Raw genomic sequence first — 20,306 nt, forward strand, 5'->3', positions numbered from 1 at the left:
TTCAGGAACAGGAGCGGATAGAATGAAGCGAATGGTTCTATATATACTGTTGGGACTGTTGTCCATCAGTATGGTACCGGCACAGACTGAAGCATCACCGGTTACCGGAGCGTATCACTTTGGCTTCAAAAAAAGTCAAAACGGTCAACTGCCCTCCATTGATCAGGAAGGCTTTAAATCGATCTTACAACATAACGATGCCATTTTCCTGGGGGATACAAAACAGAAGGAATTGTATCTCACGTTTGATAACGGGTATGAGAATGGATTCACACCTGCCATACTGGATGTTTTGCGTACCAAGAAGGTACCAGCTGCTTTCTTTGTGACAGGTCATTATCTGAAAGATCAGCCTGAGTTGGTCAAACGTATGGCGGCAGAAGGTCATATTGTCGGTAATCATTCATGGAGTCATCCGGATATGACCCGCATCTCCAATGAAAAGCTTAGAGAGGAACTCGAGAAGGTCAAGTCAGAGGTCAATCGGCTGACGGGTCAACAAGCGACCTTTTTACGGCCACCGCGGGGGATTTTTAACAATCGTACGCTTGCAGAGAGTCATGCCCAAGGGTATGTGAACGTGTTCTGGTCTGTTGCTTATAAAGATTGGGATACCAATGTGCAGCGTGGTGCACAATATGCTCATCAACAGGTGTTGAAACAACTCCATCCGGGCGCTGTCATTTTGCTTCATTCGGTATCCAAAGATAACACGGAGGCTCTGGGTTCCATTATTGATGAGGCTCGCAAGCAAGGATACGTATTCAAAAGTCTGGATGATCTGCGGACCAAAAGTTATTGATCCATTATCATAATGAGCAATGGACCAAATGTAGGTCATTCAAAGTTTAGCAAAATATTAAAGGGCATCCTGAGCGATTAAGCTCGGAATGCCCTTTTTAGTTATATTGGTATGCCAGTCCAAGTATTGGATGTACCACATACGGATTTAGAAGAAATGATGGGTTAATACGATACGCTGTAGCGTGTAATACTATAAAACAGTGTTATAGATGATTCCAATTGTTTTTGGGCCGCAGTGACTGCATACTACACAACCAGCAGTGGTTAGTTCCACACGGGCACCCGTTTGTTCCTGCAAAGACTTCTGTAAATCAAGCGCATCCTCTTCAGCCATGGTGTGCACAACAATCAGCAGGTCTGGATCGATCTGATCCTTCTGGCTGAGCGTATTATTCAGCATTTGTTCCAGAGCTTTTTCCCGTTTGCCGCGCACTTTATAGGCAGGTGCCATCTTGCCATCTGTTACCCGGATGACAGGACGAATCTTCAACAGGCTTCCAATCAGGTTCTGCATGCCCGAACAGCGTCCACCTTTATGCAGATACTCTAGTGTATCGATGACAAACTCCGTGCGTACATTTGATTTCATTGCCTCAATCAGGTGTGTAATCTGAGTCAGGTTTTGCCCTTTATCAGCAGCATGTACAGCTTTCATCACCATCAGCGCAATTCCTGATGAGAGATTCTGTGAGTCAATGACCGATATTCGACCTTCCGGGAACTCGGAACTCGCTAGTCGTGCATTTTGAAAGGTAGAGGAAAGTTCAGAAGATAAGCTGATATATAAAATCTCATCCCCTTGATCTATGTAAGGTTGAAATGCCGTTATGAAGTCAGCGGGGGAAGGTGCAGCTGTTTTGGGAAGACGCCCATCTTTGCTGACACGTTCATATAGCTGTTCAGGCTTAATCTCAGCACCGTCTTTCAGTGATTCTTCACCGAACACGACATATAAGGGGATGATACCGATATCGTGCTGCTGGATCCATTCTGGAGCCAGATCACTTGTGCTGTCCGCAAAAATTTTGATTCGTGACATGTCAATCTCCTTTGAAAACAATGATTTTGGCAAAAAAATATAGATTATACTTATGTGTAAACCCATTCATTTTAATTATAAGGAAACATGACGCTGATGCAAAGCGTTACATCAGCGTCATGCCTACCAAGATAAGTCCAACGAATAACAGAATCATGATCCCATTTAATATGGTTCCGATAATGGCAAAAACTTTCTTTCGATTCTTGAGGACAAGACCAATAATTCCGACGATGCCTCCGGCCAGATTGAGAATCAGGCAGACCAGGATGGCTAACGAAGCCAGAACCACTGCTGGATGCAAGGCGATCTCTTCTGTCTGCAACGGGGTGAGAACTCCGATGGACTCGTTTACAGCCATGGTGGCAATAAAGAATATCAGGATATAACCCAAGATTGCAACCAATCCAATGACAAAGCTGGCGATTCCAGGTCCGGAATGTTTCCGTGGTGCCATCGGTTGCCTGTCATGATCTGGCGGGTATGCTTCATACCCATTGTTATTGTATGGATCTGCCTGGCCAGGGTTCTGATCCGTGTTGTTATAACCTGAATTATAGGAATCGCGATTATCCATAATGTTGACTTACCTCCCTTAATCATCGTACTGAGTGTTATTAACCTCGTCGATGAGTAATGATTCTCCTTTTAAAGGTTGTTCAAAAAGTCCGCTTTTGATTACGAAAGATGCCTAATGGCATCATCATCATCGAATATGGGATTCACCCGAAATGTCCGTTGCTCACGTAGTTTCCTACGCTCCGCTACTCCATTTCTAGCTTCATCCCATCTTCTTGGTACTGAAAACCAATCTTTTTGAACTTGCACTTAAAATACAACGATTACATACCTGTTTACTTTTCCATAAATATCGATAAAAATCAAGGATTTACGCTTGTTTCCTACAATTTATAGGGCAGGGATAGGATTGTTAAGTATAAAGAGACATATGATCTTTGAAGCTCCGTCCCGACTGGTAAAGGAGGAGTGGATTCGCTACAATAATAGGAGTGAATTGTAGTTAAATTAAGGGAGAGAACTTATATGCAACGAAGATGGATGATGCTTGGAGCTGTGATGACCATGCTATCGGTGGCGATTGGTGCGTTTGGTGCTCACATGCTCAAGGATACGATTGGGCCCGCGGCCATAGCTACATATGAGACCGGTGTACAATATCACATGATTCATGCATTGGCCTTGCTCATTATTGGCTTGACGGCTGGTCAACTTGGAGCATCGACAAAACTGAAGTGGGCAGCGCGTCTGTTGTTTATCGGAATTATTGTGTTCTCGGGCAGCTTGTATGTGCTTAGTATTTCTGGCATCAAGATTCTGGGTGCCATCACACCGATTGGTGGGGTAGCCTTCATTGCCGGATGGTTGTTATTGGCATTAGATGTATGGCAGCGAGGTAAAGATCGCTCTTGATCGGTCCAAACAAATCTCGGAGGGTTCAATCCTACATGAACCATAGAACTAAAAAGCAACTTGCGTTAGAATGTCCCGTCATTCTAACGCAAGTTGCTTTTTGTTTTAATCCGATGAAGTTAGTTACAGAAACTCATCGATTTCATTGGTTCGGAATGTATACACCTGTTTTTCATCAACATGGTATATGCTCACAATACTGGTATCTCGATCAAAATTCAGAATACGGCAAGGAATGCTCTGATGTTTACCGTTCTTGTTATTGACAACAATACGGGTGAGTTTATTCTCTTTAATGAGTGTGTCAATCCACGCGTCAAACGAGTTTCCATCGGATACATTGGATGTTTGGGTGGCAGGCTTTTTCTCGCTAACCGGTTTTTCTTGTTGATTCTGTGTTTTGACTGGAGCAGGTGAGGCAGGTGTCTGAGCTGCAGTGGACGCCTTCTGTGCTGCGTTGGCTTTTTTGCGTTCGTTGTGAAGTGTGACGAAAGAGTCCTTCTTGGACTGGAGTGTCGCTTCAATAATTTTGCCTAGCTCTATGCCGGATTGAATCCGAAAGTCCGCAATTTGTTCTTCATTGTTTATGAACTCCAACAGGGACTGCAGTGCCAATGCATTTGAGCGGCTCTTAATAAGTATATCGACATTAAATAAAAAGCCGATGTCCTCTTGATTGGATAAGGTTTCTTTCATTCATCCCAGCCCCGTTAAAAAGTATGTCAGCTCAAAAAAACGCTTCAATTCACTATATCATTAAAAAGGAAATTATCATAGTGCTAGAGACGCAGAAATATGCCGATTAGAATGGGGAAATATCACAATTAAACCTTATTATTCACGTCTTTTCGAAGTTGTCCACAAGACAATCCAGAATGAGGAAACAACATTCGTGACCTGTGGAACAGGAGGTGGATCGGGAAATTTGTTGACCGATGCAGTCTATTATTGTTGGAGAGCGCGTATTGGCATGTGCGGAGCAACTTATCGTATCTCATTTTGGAGTAGAGTCGCAAAGTGCTGTTACACGTAAATAATAAACTGTATGAGACAACATTCATCTTATGCCCACTTTAATTGTTTGTACTCTGACGTTTAACAACCGTCTTCTCGTTATTATGTTACAATATGCTCATCACACATTAAGGAATGAAGACCATGCATCAAGAGGACAGTGTATTTGAACAGATTATGAAGCAGAAAAGATTGAAGCCTGTCAAGCCTGAAACTACAAAAGTTGAAGTTAAACCAATACATAAAAAGAAACTAGCTCAGGAGCCATTAAGTGAATTGGATGTCCAGTTCAAAAAGTCGGTAGCTGAATCAATAGATCGAAGTGTACTTCATAGACGTGTACTGGGAATTAGAAGAGAGTTAACGGAGATAAGGCGATTAAAGAATGATGAGCATACGTTTTAAAGTAGGCCCAATTCAACTCACCTTGGGTGAGGGGGGCTTTTATTGGTGTTTATTCCCTGCGTTCTAATCCCTTCTATCGAATCCCATAGACCCGCTCCTTTTGGCATGGTATAATCATTCCATAATTTAGGAGATGAGGTCTACATATGAAGAAGTTGGTTTTATCGTTTTTAGTTTTATTATTGTTTGTCGTTTCAACTACATATGAACCAGCAACAGCAGCTACTAAGTATGATTTTAAGAACGTAAATTGGGGTATGACAGTTAGTCAGGTTAAAAAGAAAGAAAAATCTAAATTGCTAGATCAATCAAAAATAAAGGATATCTCGTTATTGGAGTACAAAACAACGGGATTCAGAGTCAACGCAAAACTAGTATACATATTCTACAAAAACAAATTAGTACGTGCAGTATACGAGATTTATCCTAATGATTTTAAGAAAACGACTATGGACAGAGTTTATAAATACTTCAGTATAAAACGTGACCTCTTTGACGAATATGATGCTTCAATTAACTTCCAAGATGGTTTAACTCCAAATGGAAAGCGAGTTCATTATGACGATGACATAGAAAAAAATCTACTCTCGGGTGCGGTTGCTTTGGAATGTAATTGGGTAATTGACAAGAAAAAAACCAGTATTAGTTTGATGTTGGCTAGGGTTACTGATGCTGTAAGGCTTAGAGTGATATACACTGATTATAATTTGAAGTATGACCTTGATGAACTTATAGACGCTCAAAAATATTAACGATTATTATGAGAGCTACCTCATTTCTGAGGTGGCTTTTTATATTTCATTGAAAGCTCAGTTCTACTATCTAAGTCTGCGAAAAAGAATTACCAACAATATATTTGAACTGTAAGTACCCACATTTTCTCAAACACGGCAGGTGTCCACACGACAATCCAGAATGAGGCATACAATTATCGTGACCTGTGGAAGAGGAGGTGGATTGGGGAATTATGGTGACGATGGAGCCCATTGTAGTTGGAGAGCATGTATTGGTAGGGGTAGAAGTCAAGCTGCCCAAAACAACGTTGTTGACCATTAACACATCCAAAGGATATATCATGTGCGGAGCACTCGACGTGGGATTACTTAATGAGAAGCTCGGGGATCGCAAAATTATTGCGGCTCGGGCGGTTGGTGTGCGTACACTGGAGCAATTGTTGCATGCACCTATGGAGTCGGTGACAACAGAAGCCGAGGCCATGGGCATTACGGTTGGCATGACGGGTGTAGAGGCTTTGTTGAAAATGATCTAAGCACTAACAAAAGGGCTCCCCATGTGGGAAGCCCTTCTTTAGCGTTGCATTACAGAGCCGACATATCGTAACTAGCAAAGCTATACACGAACGCTTCTCATTAAATTAAGCTTCTTCCTTCGCGAACAAGGCAGCCAGATTTTCTTGGAAAGGTGCGCGAACAACGCCTTTTTCCGTGATAATAGCTGTTACATATTCGTTAGGCGTTACGTCAAATGCTGGATTGTATACTTTAACACCTTGCGGTGCTGTACGTTTGCCAAATCCTTCGGTCACTTCCTCCGCAGCACGTTCCTCAATTGGAATCAGGTCCCCGGATGGAGTGGACAAGTCAATGGTCGACAATGGGCTGGCTACATAGAACGGAATATTGTGAGCCTTAGCAAGCACTGCGACACTGTATGTTCCGATTTTGTTAGCTACGTCACCATTCGCTGCAACACGATCCGTTCCGACGATAACGGCTTGAATCCAACCTTTGGACATGACCATGCCTGCCATATTATCACAAAGCAGTGTAACGTCAATGCCGGCTTGCTGTAACTCAAAAGCAGTCAGGCGTGCGCCCTGAAGTACGGGACGAGTCTCGTCTGCAAATACCTTCAGGTGAATGCCACGTTCCTGCGCGAGATACATTGGAGCAGTTGCCGTACCGTATTTCGCCGTAGCCAGTCCGCCTGCGTTACAGTGAGTGAGTACACCCATCCCATCTTCGAACAAAGGCAGTGCATTCTCGCCGATCATGCGGCATACTTCTTCGTCTTCCTTCTGAATCAACAGAGCTTCTACTTCAAGAGCATCATTGCCCTCATCCAGGCTCAGGCCGGATTCAACGACCTCATTTGCTTTTTGCATCATGCGATCCAGTGCCCAGAAAAGGTTCACCGCTGTTGGTCGGGAAGTAGCCAGATGAGCACATATGGATTTTACGTGATCCAACCAACCTTGAACGGTTGTTCCGTCATATGATTTGGCACCCAATACAACACCAAATGCAGCAGCAATACCAATCGCCGGAGCACCGCGTACTTTCATGGAGTGGATGGATTCCCATACTTCCTCGGGTGTATACAGTTTCAACATGAGGATCGTTTCGGGCAACAGACGCTGGTCAAGCATCTCAAGCTTGTCCTTTTTCCAGATAAGAGAGGACAGAGGCTGATATTCAGGGGTTGTCATAGGGGGTTCCCTCCGTTCCTTATGTTAAGCCTTAGTAGTAGTAACAGCTGTGGATACAATATCCAGTACTTCGCCGATGGTATTCAAGCGACGATTGTTCTTGATCAATGCTTTACCAATCGACAACGCTTTACGCTGAGCATGTTCACGTTCAGTCGCATTTGGAATCGTATCTATATCCGCCACGTGAGCGAGTCCCACGATACGACGAACCATTTTGGCACCTGCAAAGCCGATCGAATCTCTGAACAATTGTTGCACATACAGATCCTGATACCCTGGCGTTTTTGCCATCGGATCAACGAGGTCATTAACCCAGAGGGCACGGAAACGAGATTCGAATTCAGTCCATACATCACGAACCATATTCAGCAAAAGCGTCTCACGCTCACGCAAAGCAGTCTCATCCTGAATCCATCCTGGCAGGGATGCGTAATTCAAGAGCAGGTTCGCAAGGACTGCACCAACATCGAATCCCATGGGGCCGTAATATGCAAATTCGGGATCGATGACCTTGGTTGTTTCAGGTGTAACAAAAATACTGCCTGTGTGCAGATCTCCATGAAGCAATGCCTGCCCATGTGTCAGGAATTTTTCCCGCAGCAAGGCCACTTCAAGGTGAAGTTCTCCATCTGTGCGAAGGGCTTCAGCCTCGTCCTCAATGGAAACATCATAATTATTTTTCTCGGCGATCCGGTAGGGTTCATCAAAGATCAGATCCTCCGTTATTTTGCATTGGTCCGGATTAATGAATCTGCCCTGTTGTTCCTTCTTCAATTGCTGATCCATGCCCAAGTCGGATGTGAAGAACAGCGTTCTTGCCATGAATTCCCCAATATGCTGTGCAAAAAGAGGATAGGAAACACCTTCGATCAGGCCTTTACGCATGATCACATGATCACTCAGATCTTCCATAACCGTTAACGCGAGGTCATCATCGTAATGATACACTTCGGGTACCATCCCTGGACATAGACGATACTCTTCCTGAAGAATCTCACGTTCAATGCGGGCACGTACCAGAGAGAGCGGCCATGATTCTCCAACCACTTTCGCATAAGGAAGCGCCTGTTTGATAATGATACTTTTATCGGAGTTCTGATCCGTGATGTGGAATACCAAATTCAGATTGCCATCGCCGATCTCGTGACAATCCAGATTCGCATCTGCCGCAAATGGACCCGGTAATGTTTTGGCCAGTTCAATTGCATCCTGGGGGGTAAACGGGCGATATTGGGACAAAGGTGCCACCTCCATATATATGAAGAAACAGGAAAACCCACTTCTTTGCTTGGTATATGTCAGTATATCGGAAATAACGCGGTTTTTGAACTTTTTTTTGAGACAAGTCAAGTCGATCCTGATTCGAACTTCCGGTTCAAGGGTAAAAACAAATAGGCCGGACGGTTGAGAGAAACGCCGTTAACAAGCCTCTCCACTACATGTGGTGACACATTATTAACTCTCTGTTATGCATTGTGGGACAACCTGCTTATCATGGCATGACAGACTAATTTTAAATAAAGGATGGGATTAATATGGCTACAAAAAACAAAACAGATCAAGCAAAATCGGTGGAACAAGTACTTAATCGTCAGGTAGCTAACCTGAACGTATTGTATGTTAAAATCCATAACTATCACTGGTACGTTAAAGGACCTAACTTCTTCACATTGCATGTGAAATTCGAAGAGTTCTACAACGAAGTTACAGTACAAATGGATGAAATCGCAGAGCGTATCCTTACGCTGAAAGGTAGCCCGGCGGCTACAATGAAAGAGTATTTGGAGCTTTCCTCTATTCAGGAAGCAGCAGGCGGAGAAGACGCAAAAACGATGGTACAAAACCTGATCGAGGACTTCGCTACACTTTCGAATGAATATCAGGAAGGTATCGATGTTGCAGATTCAGCTGAAGATCAACCAACATCCGATATGCTGACAGGCTTCAAGGCTGACCTTGAGAAACACATGTGGATGCTTCGCTCTTTCTTGGGTTAATACAGCCAAGATTTAATCTAATATAAGTATGTTTCTTACGTAAGCTTCCTGATCCCCGATCATGTTGTCAGAAACGCCCAGAGCGTCTATACTGCTGACAAGAACGATAGGGGAGGGAACCGCTTATGTTAGAACCAACGATACCGGCTTTAAAAGAATGGGCTTCTGCAATCAAAGCACTGGAAACGGGTCGCCAAATTATGGTGATGCGCAAAGGTGGAATCATAGAGGAAACCCGACATTTTGAGCTGAAAAGTCCGGCGTTTTACCTGTATCCGACTTATGAACATCAGCGTAAAGAACTGATTAAGTCCTCGGATCAATCCTATGTTGAAGAATCACTGGCCGAATGGGTGCCCGAAGCTTCTACAATCCGTATTACTGCATATGCCGAAGTAACGCAGGATCTGGAGATACGAGATCAGGAGATGCTGGATCGACTTCTTGACTTTCATATGTGGACAGCGGATTTTGCCGAAGACCGTTTGAAATGGAAACGGAAAGATCCGCTCCATGTATTGATTTTACGTGTGTACCTTTTGAAAGAACCGATGGAAATCCCCGTACTGCCTGAATATAACGGTTGTCGTTCATGGATTTCTATTCCGAATGGTCCGGTGCCGCGCGAAATGACGCCGGTGGTGGACGTTGCGGATTTTGACGAACAGGTACAGAAGATTAACGAGATGCTCAAATTGTAAATAGTAACGTTATTTAACGGGAGGACTTGTCCATGATATGGATAAGTCCTTTTTTTAGATTAGTGTACAGCAGATGACATAAAAGCTTGAATTGCTGTGATTTTTCTCACTGTACATTTGTGAGTAAGATGTTTTCTAATTTGATTCAATTTGTCTTTTAATATAGAATCAGAAAGAATAATGTTTCCTGCAAGGGACAAACGTTCTTAGGAAATGACTTGATTATCATTGAGAATCAGTTTAGAATTATTCTAAAGTGTTCTTGCTTTGAAAGATTCAAGTACAGGAGAAATTCAGGGGAAGCCCTGTTCAGATATAATAGGCGCTTTTTCTTTTTCGACAACAACATCAATTTAATCAATGGAGGGAAACAATACACATGGCTACGAATTTCGTCATTGAAGGTCTGAAAGCGACGATCGAAGGTAAGGAAATCCTGAAAGGCATCAACCTGGAAATGAAAGGTGGAGAAATCCACGCAATCATGGGACCAAACGGAACAGGTAAATCCACTCTGGCTTCTGCATTGATGGGCCACCCTAAATATGAAGTAACAGACGGTACAATTACACTTGATGGTGAAGATGTATTGGATATGGCTGTAGATGAGCGTGCACGTGCAGGTCTTTTCCTGGCTATGCAATACCCAAGTGAAATTGCAGGTGTTACAAACTCCGACTTCTTGCGTAGTGCAATTAACGCACGTCGTGGCGAAGGTAACGAGATCTCCCTGATCAAGTTCATTCGTCAAATGGAAGGTAAAATGAAAGAACTCGACATGAATCCTGAGTTCGCTCACCGTTACCTGAATGAAGGTTTCTCCGGTGGTGAGAAAAAACGTAACGAGATTCTGCAAATGATGCTGCTTGATCCGAAAATCGTAGTACTTGATGAAATTGACTCCGGTCTGGACATCGATGCTTTGAAAATCGTGGCTGACGGTGTGAACGCTATGAAGAGCGAAGACCGTGGCTTCCTGATCATCACTCACTACCAACGTCTGTTGAACTACATTACGCCTGACTATGTTCACGTAATGATGCAAGGTCGTATCGTGAAATCCGGCGGACCTGAGTTGGCTCACCGTCTGGAAGCGGAAGGGTATGACTGGGTAAAGGCAGAGCTGGGAATTACAGACGAAACTGTAGGCCAAGAAGCGTAAAGACAAAACGGAGGAGGATTAATTAATGACTACACAAACAATTCTTCCGGTTGAATCTGAAGCGCTTCGCGCCTTGTCGGAAAGCAACAATGAACCCGGCTGGTTGACCGAACAGCGGCTTGAAGCTTTAAAGCTTGCGAGCGGGCTTGCGCTTCCTAAACTGGAAAAACAAAAAATCGAACGCTGGAATGTCAGCGAGTACGGAACATATAAAACAAGTGAAGCCATTTCTTCTTTGACAGAAGTACCTGCTTCTATCAAAGATCTGGTTCAGGATCAAGCTGAGGGCAGTCTGGTTATCCAGCGCAATTCCGGTACGGTATACTCCAAGGTGTCTGCTGATCTGGCAGCAAAAGGAGTTATCTTCACGGATCTGGCTACAGCGGTTCGCGAACATGGCGATCTGGTAAAACAATATCTGAACACAGCAGTGAAAGCGGATGAGCATTCCCTCGCTGCATTACATGCGGCACTTTGGAATGGCGGGGTCTTCCTGTATGTTCCGAAAAATGTCGAAATCGAAGTACCACTGCAAGCAGTGTTGCTTACGGACGACGCATCTGCAACGTTTGCCCCTCACGTGCTTGTAGTTGCAGAAGCAAACAGTTCAGTAACTTATGTTGATAACTATGTATCTGGCGAATTGTCCGCACCTGTTTTCCATAATGGTGTTGTGGAAGTATTCGCAAAATCCGGTGCTAAAGTACGTTTCGCATCGGTTCATCAACTGAGTGTGAATGTAACTGATGTTTCATTCCGTCGTGCAGTGTTGGAGAATGATGCTTCCATCGAGTGGATTGTAGGTGAAATGAACAATGGCGACACAGCGAGCAACACGATGACCGTGCTGAAAGGCAATGGATCAAGTTCTGATTCCAAAGTCATCGCTGTAGGTTCCGGTTCACAGAAAATCAACTACACCACAGAAGCTCGTCACTTCGGCAAGAATACACCAAGCCAGATGATTACACGTGCAGTTATGCGTGAAGAAGCTTCTGCAATCATCAACGGCATCACGAAGATTGAGAAAGGCGCTACCAAAGCTGATGGACAGCAGACAGAGAAAGTATTGATGCTGAGCCCTAAAGCACGTGGAGACGCCAACCCAATCCTTCTTATTGACGAGGATGATGTAACGGCAGGTCACGCTGCTTCTGTTGGTCAAGTCAATGCCGAGCAGATTCATTACTTGATGTCGCGCGGAATTAACCGTACGGATGCCGAACGCCTGATCATCTATGGCTTCCTGGCTCCGGTGGTGGCGGATATTCCTCTGGAAGCACTGCGCACCCAATTGCAGTCCCTGATTGAGAAGAAGCTGGGACAATGAACCCGTCCATTCGCGAGCAGTTCCCGATCCTCCACCAGGAAATTAACGGACACCCGCTCGTATATTTAGATAGTGCTGCAACTTCACAGAAGCCTCATGCTGTGATTGAAGCAGTCAAACATTATTATGAGTATGAGAACTCCAACGTACACCGAGGTGTTCATACCCTTGGAAGCCGTGCAACGGACGCTTACGAAGGCGCACGTGAGAAGGTAGCCAAGTTTATCAATGCCCGCCGTACACAGGAGATTATCTTTACTCGCGGGACAACGACAGCCCTCAATCTGGTGGCTTCATCGTACGCCCGCGCCAATTGCAAAGAAGGCGATGAAATTGTTATCACGCAAATGGAGCACCATAGTAATCTGATTCCTTGGCAGCAAGTTGCCAAGGAGACAGGTGCAACATTGAAATACATTCCGCTTCAGCCTGACGGTCATATTGAATTGGCTGATGTTGAGAAGACGATTACGAACAATACTAAAATTGTAGCAATCGCTTATGTATCCAATGTTATGGGTCTGATCCATCCAGTGAAACAAATTGCTGAAATTGCACACCGCAATGGTGCTGTCATCGTTGTTGATGGCGCACAAAGCACACCTCACATGAAGGTGGACGTTCAGGATCTGGACTGTGATTTCTATGCATTATCCGGTCATAAAATGTGCGGACCAACCGGAATCGGTGCACTCTACGGCAAAAAGGCGCTGCTGGAGTCCATGGAACCCATTGAGTTCGGTGGTGAAATGATTGATGATGTGGGTCTGTACGAATCCAACTGGAAAGAGCTTCCCTGGAAGTTCGAAGGTGGAACCCCGATTATCGCAGGTGCGGTAGGGTTGGGAGCTGCCATTGATTTTCTGGAGCAGATTGGTATGGATGAGATCGCACATCATGAAAGTGTGCTGGCAGCTTATGCAACAGAACGACTGGCTGAGATCGATGGGTTAACCATCTATGGCCCAGCCAAGCGGCATGTGGGTGTCGTTACCTTTAATCTGGGGGATGTTCATCCACATGATGTGGCAACTGTGCTGGATGCGAGTGGCGTAGCCATTCGTGCCGGACATCATTGCTGTCAACCGCTAATGCGCTGGCTTGAAGTTAGCTCAACAGCTCGTGCCAGCTTCTATCTATACAATAACGAACAAGATGTAGATCGGCTTGTCAGCGCCTTAATCCAGACAAAGGAGTATTTTGGCGATGCAACTTGATGATCTGTACAGACGTGTTATAATGGACCACTACAAAAACCCGCGTAACCGCGGAACATTTGATAATGACGCTGTCACGGTGAATTTGAACAATCCAACGTGCGGCGACCGGATTTCACTGCAAATTTTGCTGAAAGACGGAATCGTTCAGGAAGCCAAATATACGGGTGAAGGCTGCTCCATCAGCATGTCCTCTGCATCGATGATGACAGAGGCTGTCAAAGGCAAAACGATGGAGCAGGCACTCGATATCGCTAACCGTTTTTCCTCACTGATGAAAGGTGAAGAAGTCGATTTCGACGATTATGAAGATCTCGAAGCCCTATCCGGTGTGAACAAGTTCCCTGCACGCATCAAATGTGCCACTCTGGCCTGGAATGCATTACGCAAAGGGATTGACGAAGAGAATAAAGTACAATAACGATAGGGAGGTAGAGCAAGATGGCTAAAAAAGCACCAGAAATGGAAGAGTACAAATATGGTTTTCGCGACGAGCACAAATCCATCTTTCAAACCGGTAAAGGTCTGACTGCAGAAGTGGTTACCGAGATTTCCAAGATTAAGAATGAACCGGATTGGATGTTGGAATTCCGTTTGAAATCCTTGAAACAATTCGAAAAGATGCCAATGCCAAAATGGGGCGGAGATCTCGACGGATTGGATTTCAATGAAATTCAATATTATGTGCGTGCTTCTGAAAAACAAGGTAAAACATGGGAGGAAGTTCCTTCCGAAATCAAGGAAACCTTTGATAAATTGGGTATCCCTGAAGCAGAGCAAAAGTTCCTTGCAGGTGTATCGGCTCAGTATGAGTCCGAGGTTGTATACCACAACATGCAAAAGGAATTGGAAGACCAAGGTGTAATCTTCATGGATACGGACACGGCTCTCAGAGAGCATCCGGAAATCCTGCGTGAATATTTTGCAACAGTTATTCCGCCAGCAGATAACAAATTTGCTGCATTGAATAGTGCGGTATGGTCCGGAGGAAGCTTCATCTACGTGCCTAAGGGCGTTAAATGTGAAGTGCCTCTGCAAGCCTACTTCCGGATCAACTCCGAGAATATGGGACAATTCGAGCGTACACTCATCATTGCCGACGAAGATAGCTTCGTTCACTATGTAGAGGGCTGTACAGCTCCAATCTACAGCACGAACTCACTGCATAGTGCGGTCGTTGAGATCATCTGTAAGAAAAATGCCCGTGTTCGTTACACAACGATCCAAAACTGGGCACCAAACATCTACAACCTCGTTACGAAACGTGCGGTTGCAGAAGAAAATGCAACGATGGAATGGGTCGATGGTAACATCGGTTCCAAACTGACGATGAAATATCCAGCGGTTGTATTGAAAGGCCGTGGAGCTAAAGGTTCCGTACTCTCCATCGCTGTAGCTGGTAAAAACCAGCATCAGGATGCAGGTGCGAAAATGATCCACTTGGCTCCAGATACAACATCTACGATTGTATCCAAGTCCATCAGTAAACATGGTGGTAAAGTAACGTACCGTGGTTTGGCTTCCTTTGGACGTCAAGCTGAGGGCGCGAAATCTAACATCAAGTGTGATACACTCATTCTCGATAATGAGTCCACATCGGATACAATTCCTTACAATGAAATCATGAATGATAACATCATGCTGGAGCATGAAGCTACAGTATCCAAAGTGTCTGAGGATCAGCTCTTCTACCTGATGAGCCGCGGTCTGACTGATGCGGAAGCAACACAGATGATTATCATGGGCTTCATTGAGCCATTCACGAAGGAATTGCCAATGGAATACGCCGTTGAGATGAATAGATTGATCAAATTCGAAATGGAAGGCTCCATTGGCTAATCCAATGCAGCGCCTTTCGAAGCCGTAAAGCTAAACCTAGCTGCTGATGTTAAGCAGTAGATATAGTTTCAAGTGATCGAATACCCTCTAGAGCAGACTTTTAAAAAGTCTCTCTAGGGGGTATTTTTGTGGAATAAAATAAGACCAATAGCACAAGCCATTTCATAGATTTAAGCATTTAATGATAGAAAAGGATGTGAGTGTATGAGCGTAAACCCTTTCGAGGGCTATCGGATTACAAGTTCATTCGGCTATCGAATTCATCCTATTCATGGTGGACAGACATTTCACCGCGGAATCGATCTCGTGACAGAGCCCTGGAATGGCCCCGTCTATGCCTTTATGGAAGGTAGGGTACGTTTTGCTTCCGAAGGAGTTACAGGCTCCGGATTCGGCGGTTACGGGCTTACAGTTGCCCTTCAGGATCATCGTGGCTACTTGCATTGTTATGCGCACCTTTCACGTATTGCTGTAAGCGTTGGACAGCAGGTGAAGCGAGGCCAGCTTGTCGGTAATCAGGGGAGCACAGGTCAGAGTACTGGTCCGCATGTACATTATGAGATTCGTAAAACAAGTGCACCATCTTATGGGTATACAGCCAGCGAAGAGGGTGTGACGGAACCGGGTGCGTATCTACAGGCCGAATACGGAACTGCATCTCAGGAACAGGAGGCTCCGCCGATGACCACTGAGCAGAAGAAAATGTTTGAAGCCATGCAGAAAACGCTGGAGATTCAAGGGGGATGGATTCAGCAACAGGAGCAACTTTCCAATATGGATTGTCCCGCATGGGCGCAGCAAGCATTTGATTATTATCGACCGTTTATTATGAACGACAAAGGCAGTTATGAATTTTGGAGATTACTTGTTATCATGTACCGCAAGGAAAAAGGCATCCAGGTTCATTCGGATTCCGACACATAGATTCCTGCAAAGAACAGGGAGTAACAGAAGGCTGATCCACTCAGGTAGATGCAGACAGACAACCATTTATCGAATGTTGCCTGTTCGCCCGGTTCATTCCACCGGAAACGTCATATGTTAGGGTATACCTGATGAAGAGGAGGCAATCACATGAGCGAAGTAGGATATGGCTGTGGTGGCAACGTAGGCGGAGTAGGCGGCGTTGGCGGATACAATATGTTCACAAACACTGGTGCAATCTTGGTACTGTTCATTCTGTTGGTTATCATCACAAAAGCATTCTGCGTGTAATCCAACATGATTGAATCGGAATAGACAAAAGGGAAGCCGATTACGGCTTCCCTTTTGTCATATGCCAACCTATGAGTTGGTTATTCAAGCTACTTCCTGTTTGTTGCTTCGTATCCATCCTGTGTGCTGAGTACAATGAACAGATAGGCTTGTTACACCACTACTGTACATAAATTTCAACGATAGCAATATCTCTTTCTTTCGCTAAATCGATAAAGGCTGTAGAGGTCTGAACGAGTGGTCGGAAATAATCCGCAGGATTATTCATGACAATGAGTCCCGTCTGACCCGTGGTGAGCAGAACCCTTTTACCGATAAAATTAGGTAGCATATGCTTGATCAGTTCCTGCGTTGCTTCACCGTTTAACTGACCGAAGCTGAGACTGTACAGTTCACACAGAACAGAGATCAGTTCCTGTTTGGTCTGGTACACCCGATTTGTCGTCATGGCGCTGTAAACGTCTGCTACAGCAGTTATACGGGCATATGGGTGGATTTCGTCCCCTCGAAGTCCATGAGGATAACCACTTCCATCCTCGCGCTCATGATGCTGAAGTGCAACCATTGCCAGAATTTCATCCTGCGTGGATTCTTTAATGATATCGTACCCATAGAATGTGTGTTTCTTCATTTCGTCAAATTCTTCCGTGGTCAATTTACCAGGTTTATGTAAAATCTCAGAAGGAATCTTGGACTTGCCGATATCATGAAGATATCCTGCTTTGGCTACCGTTAGACATTCCTCGGGGTTGTAACCCATCCAGCCGGCGATATAAAAAGCGAGCATTCCGACTTGCAATGAATGGTTGTACGTATAATCGCTTTCCCCGTCCAGCATAAGCAACAAGGAGACAACATCTTTTTGTTTTTCCAACTGTTCTGTTAGGGTAAACAAAATCTCATCGACCTGTGTCTCATCAATAAAACCCTTCTCCATCGCTTGTTGAAATAGAGATTCAGTACCTTTGATCGTATCGTTAAACAAGTTAGTTAACAGACGGGTCTGATCGGAAGGTAAGGTTTGTGCATCAGAGTGTAGGTCGGATGGTGTGTGTTCTACATCTGCGTACTCGATTCCATGTTGCAACAGTTTGGATAGGTCATCTTCACTGAGGGTGGAACCTTTCATCAGCATGTGGAGACCCGAACTGTTGTATACATCATTTTTTAACAGGTCACCCGGTTTAAGATCAGTAACATGCACTCTCACGTATAAACCACCTTTTCTCGACTAATATCGACACATATAATTATAATAACAAGAAAAAAATGGGTTGACAACGACTTATTTACTATTAACCCACTCAATCTAAAAGGTGTAAAGGCTCATTATTTAGTTCTCCATGGGGTTCCATGGTCCTAATTGATGTCCCTTCCATTCAGATCCATCTTCCCAAATTTCCTTTTTCCAGATCGGAACGGTCTGTTTGAGTCTCTCTATGGCGTAACGGCTTGCATCATAACAGTCGTTGCGATGAGGCGAGGAAACGGCAATGACTACACTAATCTCTGCCACATCCACTTTGCCAATTCGGTGACTGATTGCACATAACACACCAGGCCAGCGATCGGAGATTTCCATACCAATGGCAGCCATCTGAGAAAGAGCCATCGGCACATAGGCTTCGTATTCAAGATGGACGGTGCGCTGTTCACCAGTCATTTCACGAGTCGTACCTACAAAAGTAAGAGCTGCCCCGTGATTCGGGGTAATCACTAGCGCCGTTGTTGCTTCCACGGACAAGGTGGACTCTGTGATCAGAAATAAGCCATCTTCAGTCCGATGTTCTGGAACGGTAGAGCGAAGCTTTTCATCGGATATATCCGTACCATCACCTCCAGAGACGGGAGGGATTAACGCAAGTTCATCTTCTGAGCTAAGTATAGTATCGGCAGGAGCGTACTGCTGGTTAACTGCCAAAAAAGATGTCCTTATCTGAGAAGCTGCCTCTGGATAGGCCAGACTCAATTTTTCTTTTAAATCGGCAGCGGTTGGAAGGTCTCCAATGTACTCAAACTCCAGAAGGGATGTATTTAAACGTTCTGCAATGCCTGCAAATAGTTGAATTGTCAATTTCATGGATATGACTCACCTCTTTTTGATCTCTAAACCCTTTAAATATATCATAACGACGCGGAAAATGTTATGCTTATCCATTAGAAGAATGAACGTTTATTGAAGAGCAGGGGAGGCGGTGTGATGAGCACCAGGGAGAAGCAAACGTTAACGATTCTGCACACCAATGACATCCATAGCCACTTCGGCTCCATGAGCACCATCGCCGCTATGATTAATGAAGAACGTGACCAAGGTGGCAACTTTCTAGTACTGGATATTGGCGATCATATGGACCGGATGGCCGTTGACACAGAAGGAACACTGGGTACGGCTAATGTTGATGTTATTAACCTGACGGGCTACGATGCCATTACAATCGGTAACAACGAAGGTCTAACCTTTACGCCAGATCAGCTCTCGCAGTCCTACGCTGGACTTCTGTGTCCTGTGGTATGCGGCAATGTTGTGGAGCAAGATACTGGACTTGCACCAGTGTGGATGAAACCTTCTCTGATTGTGGAGAAAGGTCCATTTCGCGTTGGTCTGCTGGGGGCAACGGCCCCTTTTACCACGTTTTACGAACTGCTCGGGTGGGATGTTCTGGACCCTGTGGAATCATTAAAAGTTCAAGTGGAAGCATTACGTAATGAAGTGGATGTGGTGGTTATTCTTTCACATCTGGGACTTTCGACAGATCGGAGACTGGCGGAGCAGATTACTGGAATTGATGTTATTCTCGGTGGGCATACCCATCATGTTCTCGAAGAGCCATTAGTCATTGGTCAGACCGTGCTGGGCGGGGCTGGGAAATTTGGCCAATGGCTTGGGAAAGTGGTTCTGGAACGAACAAATGTGGGAGAACCTCTCCAACTGGTAAGTAGCGGTTGTATGGCTGCCAAGAGTATGTTACTGGATGATCAGGTTGCGCTGGCAATCGCTGCGAATCGTACGGAAGCCGAAAGAACACTCAATCAGACGGCAGTGATAACGGATCGGGTGCTGCCTATCACGTATGATCGGGAATCCCCGTTTGCAACATTGCTTGCACAAGCTGTCCGTCATTTCACGGGGGCACAGCTGTCTCTGGTGAATGCAGGTCAGCTTCTCGGAGAGCTTCCACAAGGGAATATTACAAAAGGAATGTTGCATTCCCTATGTCCATCTCCTATAAATGCTTGTACAATATGCTTGAGTGGAAGTCATATTCGTGAAGCACTTGAGCAGTCCTTGTTGGACGAGTTTTCAGGTAAGCCCATTGTGGGATTTGGTTTTCGTGGTCATATTCTAGGCACGTTATGTATGGACGGAATGGAAGTTCAATACAATCCACATGCGCCAGCCTATGAGAAGATCCAGACCATATACATCAATGGGGAGCCTATGGACGAACAATGTGAGTATATCGTTGGGACACTGGACATGTTTACGTTCAACGTGGGGTATCCTCCTCTTGCTCATGGAACCCGTACGCTCTATCATCTTCCAGAATTCATACGCGATTTGCTAGAAACGGAAATAAAACGACCAGGGGCTCTGGACGACAGCCTGCGAGCCCGCTGGCATCAAAGCTAAATTTAAAGTACTTGCCTTCTGCTGAAGCGGCGGCTAGTGGTAATTACATCTACGGAGCGGGAGAGGATA

The 20,306-nt window shown here is 44.9% G+C and carries 22 protein-coding genes; 15 read left to right on the forward strand and 7 right to left on the reverse strand.

Annotation, left to right across the window (positions count from 1 at the left end; translation table 11 throughout):
* The first annotated feature begins 22 nt into the window (after window positions 1-22).
* Window positions 23-802 carry a delta-lactam-biosynthetic de-N-acetylase gene (gene pdaA / locus ACE04G_RS14460; RefSeq protein WP_076318332.1) on the forward strand — a complete coding sequence of 260 codons (780 nt, stop codon included), beginning with the start codon at window positions 23-25 and terminating at the stop codon, window positions 800-802.
* A gap of 192 nt (window positions 803-994) precedes the next feature.
* Here the strand turns inward: pdaA and ACE04G_RS14465 are convergent, their stop codons facing one another.
* Window positions 995-1,843 (reverse strand): DegV family protein, encoded by an 849-nt coding sequence (locus tag ACE04G_RS14465; RefSeq protein ID WP_221823070.1) that lies wholly within the window; start codon window positions 1,841-1,843, stop codon window positions 995-997.
* Window positions 1,844-1,949: 106 nt separating this feature from the next.
* Window positions 1,950-2,420 (reverse strand): hypothetical protein, encoded by a 471-nt coding sequence (locus ACE04G_RS14470; protein WP_449004121.1) that lies wholly within the window; start codon window positions 2,418-2,420, stop codon window positions 1,950-1,952.
* A 467-nt stretch (window positions 2,421-2,887) separates the two neighbouring features.
* On the opposite strand from ACE04G_RS14470, the gene ACE04G_RS14475 reads away from it, so the two are divergent.
* Window positions 2,888-3,274: a DUF423 domain-containing protein gene (locus tag ACE04G_RS14475; protein WP_017689551.1), complete on the forward strand. Its 387-nt coding sequence runs from the start codon at window positions 2,888-2,890 to the stop codon at window positions 3,272-3,274.
* Window positions 3,275-3,397: 123 nt separating this feature from the next.
* Here the strand turns inward: ACE04G_RS14475 and ACE04G_RS14480 are convergent, their stop codons facing one another.
* Entirely contained in the window at window positions 3,398-3,970 is a 573-nt protein-coding gene (locus tag ACE04G_RS14480) for a hypothetical protein (RefSeq protein WP_091014625.1), read from the reverse strand.
* Between the two features lie 462 nt (window positions 3,971-4,432).
* On the opposite strand from ACE04G_RS14480, the gene ACE04G_RS14485 reads away from it, so the two are divergent.
* From ACE04G_RS14485 to ACE04G_RS14495, 3 genes are all read left to right on the forward strand, one after another.
* Window positions 4,433-4,693: a hypothetical protein gene (locus ACE04G_RS14485; protein ID WP_221823074.1), complete on the forward strand. Its 261-nt coding sequence runs from the start codon at window positions 4,433-4,435 to the stop codon at window positions 4,691-4,693.
* Between the two features lie 146 nt (window positions 4,694-4,839).
* Window positions 4,840-5,445: a hypothetical protein gene (locus ACE04G_RS14490; protein WP_221823077.1), complete on the forward strand. Its 606-nt coding sequence runs from the start codon at window positions 4,840-4,842 to the stop codon at window positions 5,443-5,445.
* 215 nt (window positions 5,446-5,660) lie between these two features.
* Window positions 5,661-5,963 (forward strand): YunC family protein, encoded by a 303-nt coding sequence (locus ACE04G_RS14495; RefSeq protein ID WP_017689545.1) that lies wholly within the window; start codon window positions 5,661-5,663, stop codon window positions 5,961-5,963.
* Window positions 5,964-6,068: 105 nt separating this feature from the next.
* On the opposite strand, the gene mtnA is transcribed toward ACE04G_RS14495, so the two are convergent.
* Both mtnA and mtnK read right to left on the reverse strand, forming a co-directional pair.
* Entirely contained in the window at window positions 6,069-7,142 is a 1,074-nt protein-coding gene (gene mtnA / locus ACE04G_RS14500) for an S-methyl-5-thioribose-1-phosphate isomerase (protein ID WP_036609936.1), read from the reverse strand.
* A gap of 24 nt (window positions 7,143-7,166) precedes the next feature.
* Complete coding sequence (mtnK, locus tag ACE04G_RS14505) at window positions 7,167-8,384, reverse strand: S-methyl-5-thioribose kinase (RefSeq protein ID WP_221823079.1); 1,218 nt, start codon at window positions 8,382-8,384, stop codon at window positions 7,167-7,169.
* 296 nt (window positions 8,385-8,680) lie between these two features.
* Here mtnK and ACE04G_RS14510 point away from each other — a divergent pair, with 296 nt between their 5' ends.
* The 9 genes from ACE04G_RS14510 to ACE04G_RS14550 all read left to right on the forward strand — a co-directional run bounded on the left by ACE04G_RS14510 (window position 8,681) and on the right by ACE04G_RS14550 (window position 16,606).
* A complete protein-coding gene (locus ACE04G_RS14510) occupies window positions 8,681-9,142 on the forward strand; it encodes a Dps family protein (RefSeq protein WP_221823081.1) in 462 nt (153 codons plus the stop codon).
* Between the two features lie 125 nt (window positions 9,143-9,267).
* Complete coding sequence (locus ACE04G_RS14515) at window positions 9,268-9,843, forward strand: DUF1802 family protein (protein ID WP_221823083.1); 576 nt, start codon at window positions 9,268-9,270, stop codon at window positions 9,841-9,843.
* A gap of 379 nt (window positions 9,844-10,222) precedes the next feature.
* Entirely contained in the window at window positions 10,223-11,005 is a 783-nt protein-coding gene (gene sufC, locus ACE04G_RS14520) for a Fe-S cluster assembly ATPase SufC (protein ID WP_017689540.1), read from the forward strand.
* 25 nt (window positions 11,006-11,030) lie between these two features.
* The gene (sufD, locus tag ACE04G_RS14525; RefSeq protein ID WP_036609929.1) at window positions 11,031-12,335 is read left to right on the forward strand and encodes a Fe-S cluster assembly protein SufD; all 1,305 of its coding nucleotides are present in this window, start codon (window positions 11,031-11,033) and stop codon (window positions 12,333-12,335) included.
* Window positions 12,332-13,552: a cysteine desulfurase gene (locus tag ACE04G_RS14530; protein ID WP_017689538.1), complete on the forward strand. Its 1,221-nt coding sequence runs from the start codon at window positions 12,332-12,334 to the stop codon at window positions 13,550-13,552. Before sufD ends, ACE04G_RS14530 begins: the two co-directional genes overlap by 4 nt.
* Window positions 13,542-13,973, forward strand: coding sequence for a Fe-S cluster assembly sulfur transfer protein SufU (sufU, locus tag ACE04G_RS14535; protein WP_017689537.1), 432 nt, complete (start codon window positions 13,542-13,544; stop codon window positions 13,971-13,973). The genes ACE04G_RS14530 and sufU overlap by 11 nt, the downstream gene beginning before the upstream one ends.
* A 20-nt stretch (window positions 13,974-13,993) precedes the next feature.
* Complete coding sequence (sufB, locus tag ACE04G_RS14540; protein WP_076209130.1) at window positions 13,994-15,391, forward strand: Fe-S cluster assembly protein SufB; 1,398 nt, start codon at window positions 13,994-13,996, stop codon at window positions 15,389-15,391.
* A gap of 204 nt (window positions 15,392-15,595) precedes the next feature.
* Window positions 15,596-16,315, forward strand: coding sequence for a M23 family metallopeptidase (locus ACE04G_RS14545; RefSeq protein WP_221823087.1), 720 nt, complete (start codon window positions 15,596-15,598; stop codon window positions 16,313-16,315).
* A 150-nt stretch (window positions 16,316-16,465) separates the two neighbouring features.
* A complete protein-coding gene (locus ACE04G_RS14550; protein WP_017689533.1) occupies window positions 16,466-16,606 on the forward strand; it encodes a hypothetical protein in 141 nt (46 codons plus the stop codon).
* A 160-nt stretch (window positions 16,607-16,766) separates the two neighbouring features.
* Here ACE04G_RS14550 and ACE04G_RS14555 read toward each other — a convergent pair whose 3' ends face one another.
* Both ACE04G_RS14555 and ACE04G_RS14560 read right to left on the reverse strand, forming a co-directional pair.
* The gene (locus ACE04G_RS14555; RefSeq protein WP_221823089.1) at window positions 16,767-17,816 is read right to left on the reverse strand and encodes an HD-GYP domain-containing protein; all 1,050 of its coding nucleotides are present in this window, start codon (window positions 17,814-17,816) and stop codon (window positions 16,767-16,769) included.
* 123 nt (window positions 17,817-17,939) lie between these two features.
* Window positions 17,940-18,686 carry a molybdenum cofactor biosynthesis protein gene (locus tag ACE04G_RS14560; RefSeq protein ID WP_449004120.1) on the reverse strand — a complete coding sequence of 249 codons (747 nt, stop codon included), beginning with the start codon at window positions 18,684-18,686 and terminating at the stop codon, window positions 17,940-17,942.
* A 120-nt stretch (window positions 18,687-18,806) separates the two neighbouring features.
* Between ACE04G_RS14560 and ACE04G_RS14565 the strand changes: the two genes are divergently transcribed.
* Window positions 18,807-20,237 (forward strand): bifunctional metallophosphatase/5'-nucleotidase, encoded by a 1,431-nt coding sequence (locus tag ACE04G_RS14565; protein ID WP_449004119.1) that lies wholly within the window; start codon window positions 18,807-18,809, stop codon window positions 20,235-20,237.
* Window positions 20,238-20,306: the final 69 nt, after the last annotated feature.

The organism is Paenibacillus sp. AGC31, assembly GCF_057334655.1.

Bases quoted from the DNA above. Each gene is read 5' to 3' on its own strand.
- pdaA (WP_076318332.1), top strand. From the start codon at position 23: ATGAAGCGAATGGTTCTATATATACTGTTGGGACTGTTGTCCATCAGT.
- ACE04G_RS14465 (WP_221823070.1), bottom strand. From the start codon at position 1,843: ATGTCACGAATCAAAATTTTTGCGGACAGCACAAGTGATCTGGCTCCA.
- ACE04G_RS14470 (WP_449004121.1), bottom strand. From the start codon at position 2,420: ATGGATAATCGCGATTCCTATAATTCAGGTTATAACAACACGGATCAG.
- ACE04G_RS14475 (WP_017689551.1), top strand. From the start codon at position 2,888: ATGCAACGAAGATGGATGATGCTTGGAGCTGTGATGACCATGCTATCG.
- ACE04G_RS14480 (WP_091014625.1), bottom strand. From the start codon at position 3,970: ATGAAAGAAACCTTATCCAATCAAGAGGACATCGGCTTTTTATTTAAT.
- ACE04G_RS14485 (WP_221823074.1), top strand. From the start codon at position 4,433: ATGCATCAAGAGGACAGTGTATTTGAACAGATTATGAAGCAGAAAAGA.
- ACE04G_RS14490 (WP_221823077.1), top strand. From the start codon at position 4,840: ATGAAGAAGTTGGTTTTATCGTTTTTAGTTTTATTATTGTTTGTCGTT.
- ACE04G_RS14495 (WP_017689545.1), top strand. From the start codon at position 5,661: ATGGTGACGATGGAGCCCATTGTAGTTGGAGAGCATGTATTGGTAGGG.
- mtnA (WP_036609936.1), bottom strand. From the start codon at position 7,142: ATGACAACCCCTGAATATCAGCCTCTGTCCTCTCTTATCTGGAAAAAG.
- ACE04G_RS14510 (WP_221823081.1), top strand. From the start codon at position 8,681: ATGGCTACAAAAAACAAAACAGATCAAGCAAAATCGGTGGAACAAGTA.
- ACE04G_RS14515 (WP_221823083.1), top strand. From the start codon at position 9,268: ATGTTAGAACCAACGATACCGGCTTTAAAAGAATGGGCTTCTGCAATC.
- sufC (WP_017689540.1), top strand. From the start codon at position 10,223: ATGGCTACGAATTTCGTCATTGAAGGTCTGAAAGCGACGATCGAAGGT.
- sufD (WP_036609929.1), top strand. From the start codon at position 11,031: ATGACTACACAAACAATTCTTCCGGTTGAATCTGAAGCGCTTCGCGCC.
- ACE04G_RS14530 (WP_017689538.1), top strand. From the start codon at position 12,332: ATGAACCCGTCCATTCGCGAGCAGTTCCCGATCCTCCACCAGGAAATT.
- sufU (WP_017689537.1), top strand. From the start codon at position 13,542: ATGCAACTTGATGATCTGTACAGACGTGTTATAATGGACCACTACAAA.
- sufB (WP_076209130.1), top strand. From the start codon at position 13,994: ATGGCTAAAAAAGCACCAGAAATGGAAGAGTACAAATATGGTTTTCGC.
- ACE04G_RS14545 (WP_221823087.1), top strand. From the start codon at position 15,596: ATGAGCGTAAACCCTTTCGAGGGCTATCGGATTACAAGTTCATTCGGC.
- ACE04G_RS14550 (WP_017689533.1), top strand. From the start codon at position 16,466: ATGAGCGAAGTAGGATATGGCTGTGGTGGCAACGTAGGCGGAGTAGGC.
- ACE04G_RS14560 (WP_449004120.1), bottom strand. From the start codon at position 18,686: ATGAAATTGACAATTCAACTATTTGCAGGCATTGCAGAACGTTTAAAT.
- ACE04G_RS14565 (WP_449004119.1), top strand. From the start codon at position 18,807: ATGAGCACCAGGGAGAAGCAAACGTTAACGATTCTGCACACCAATGAC.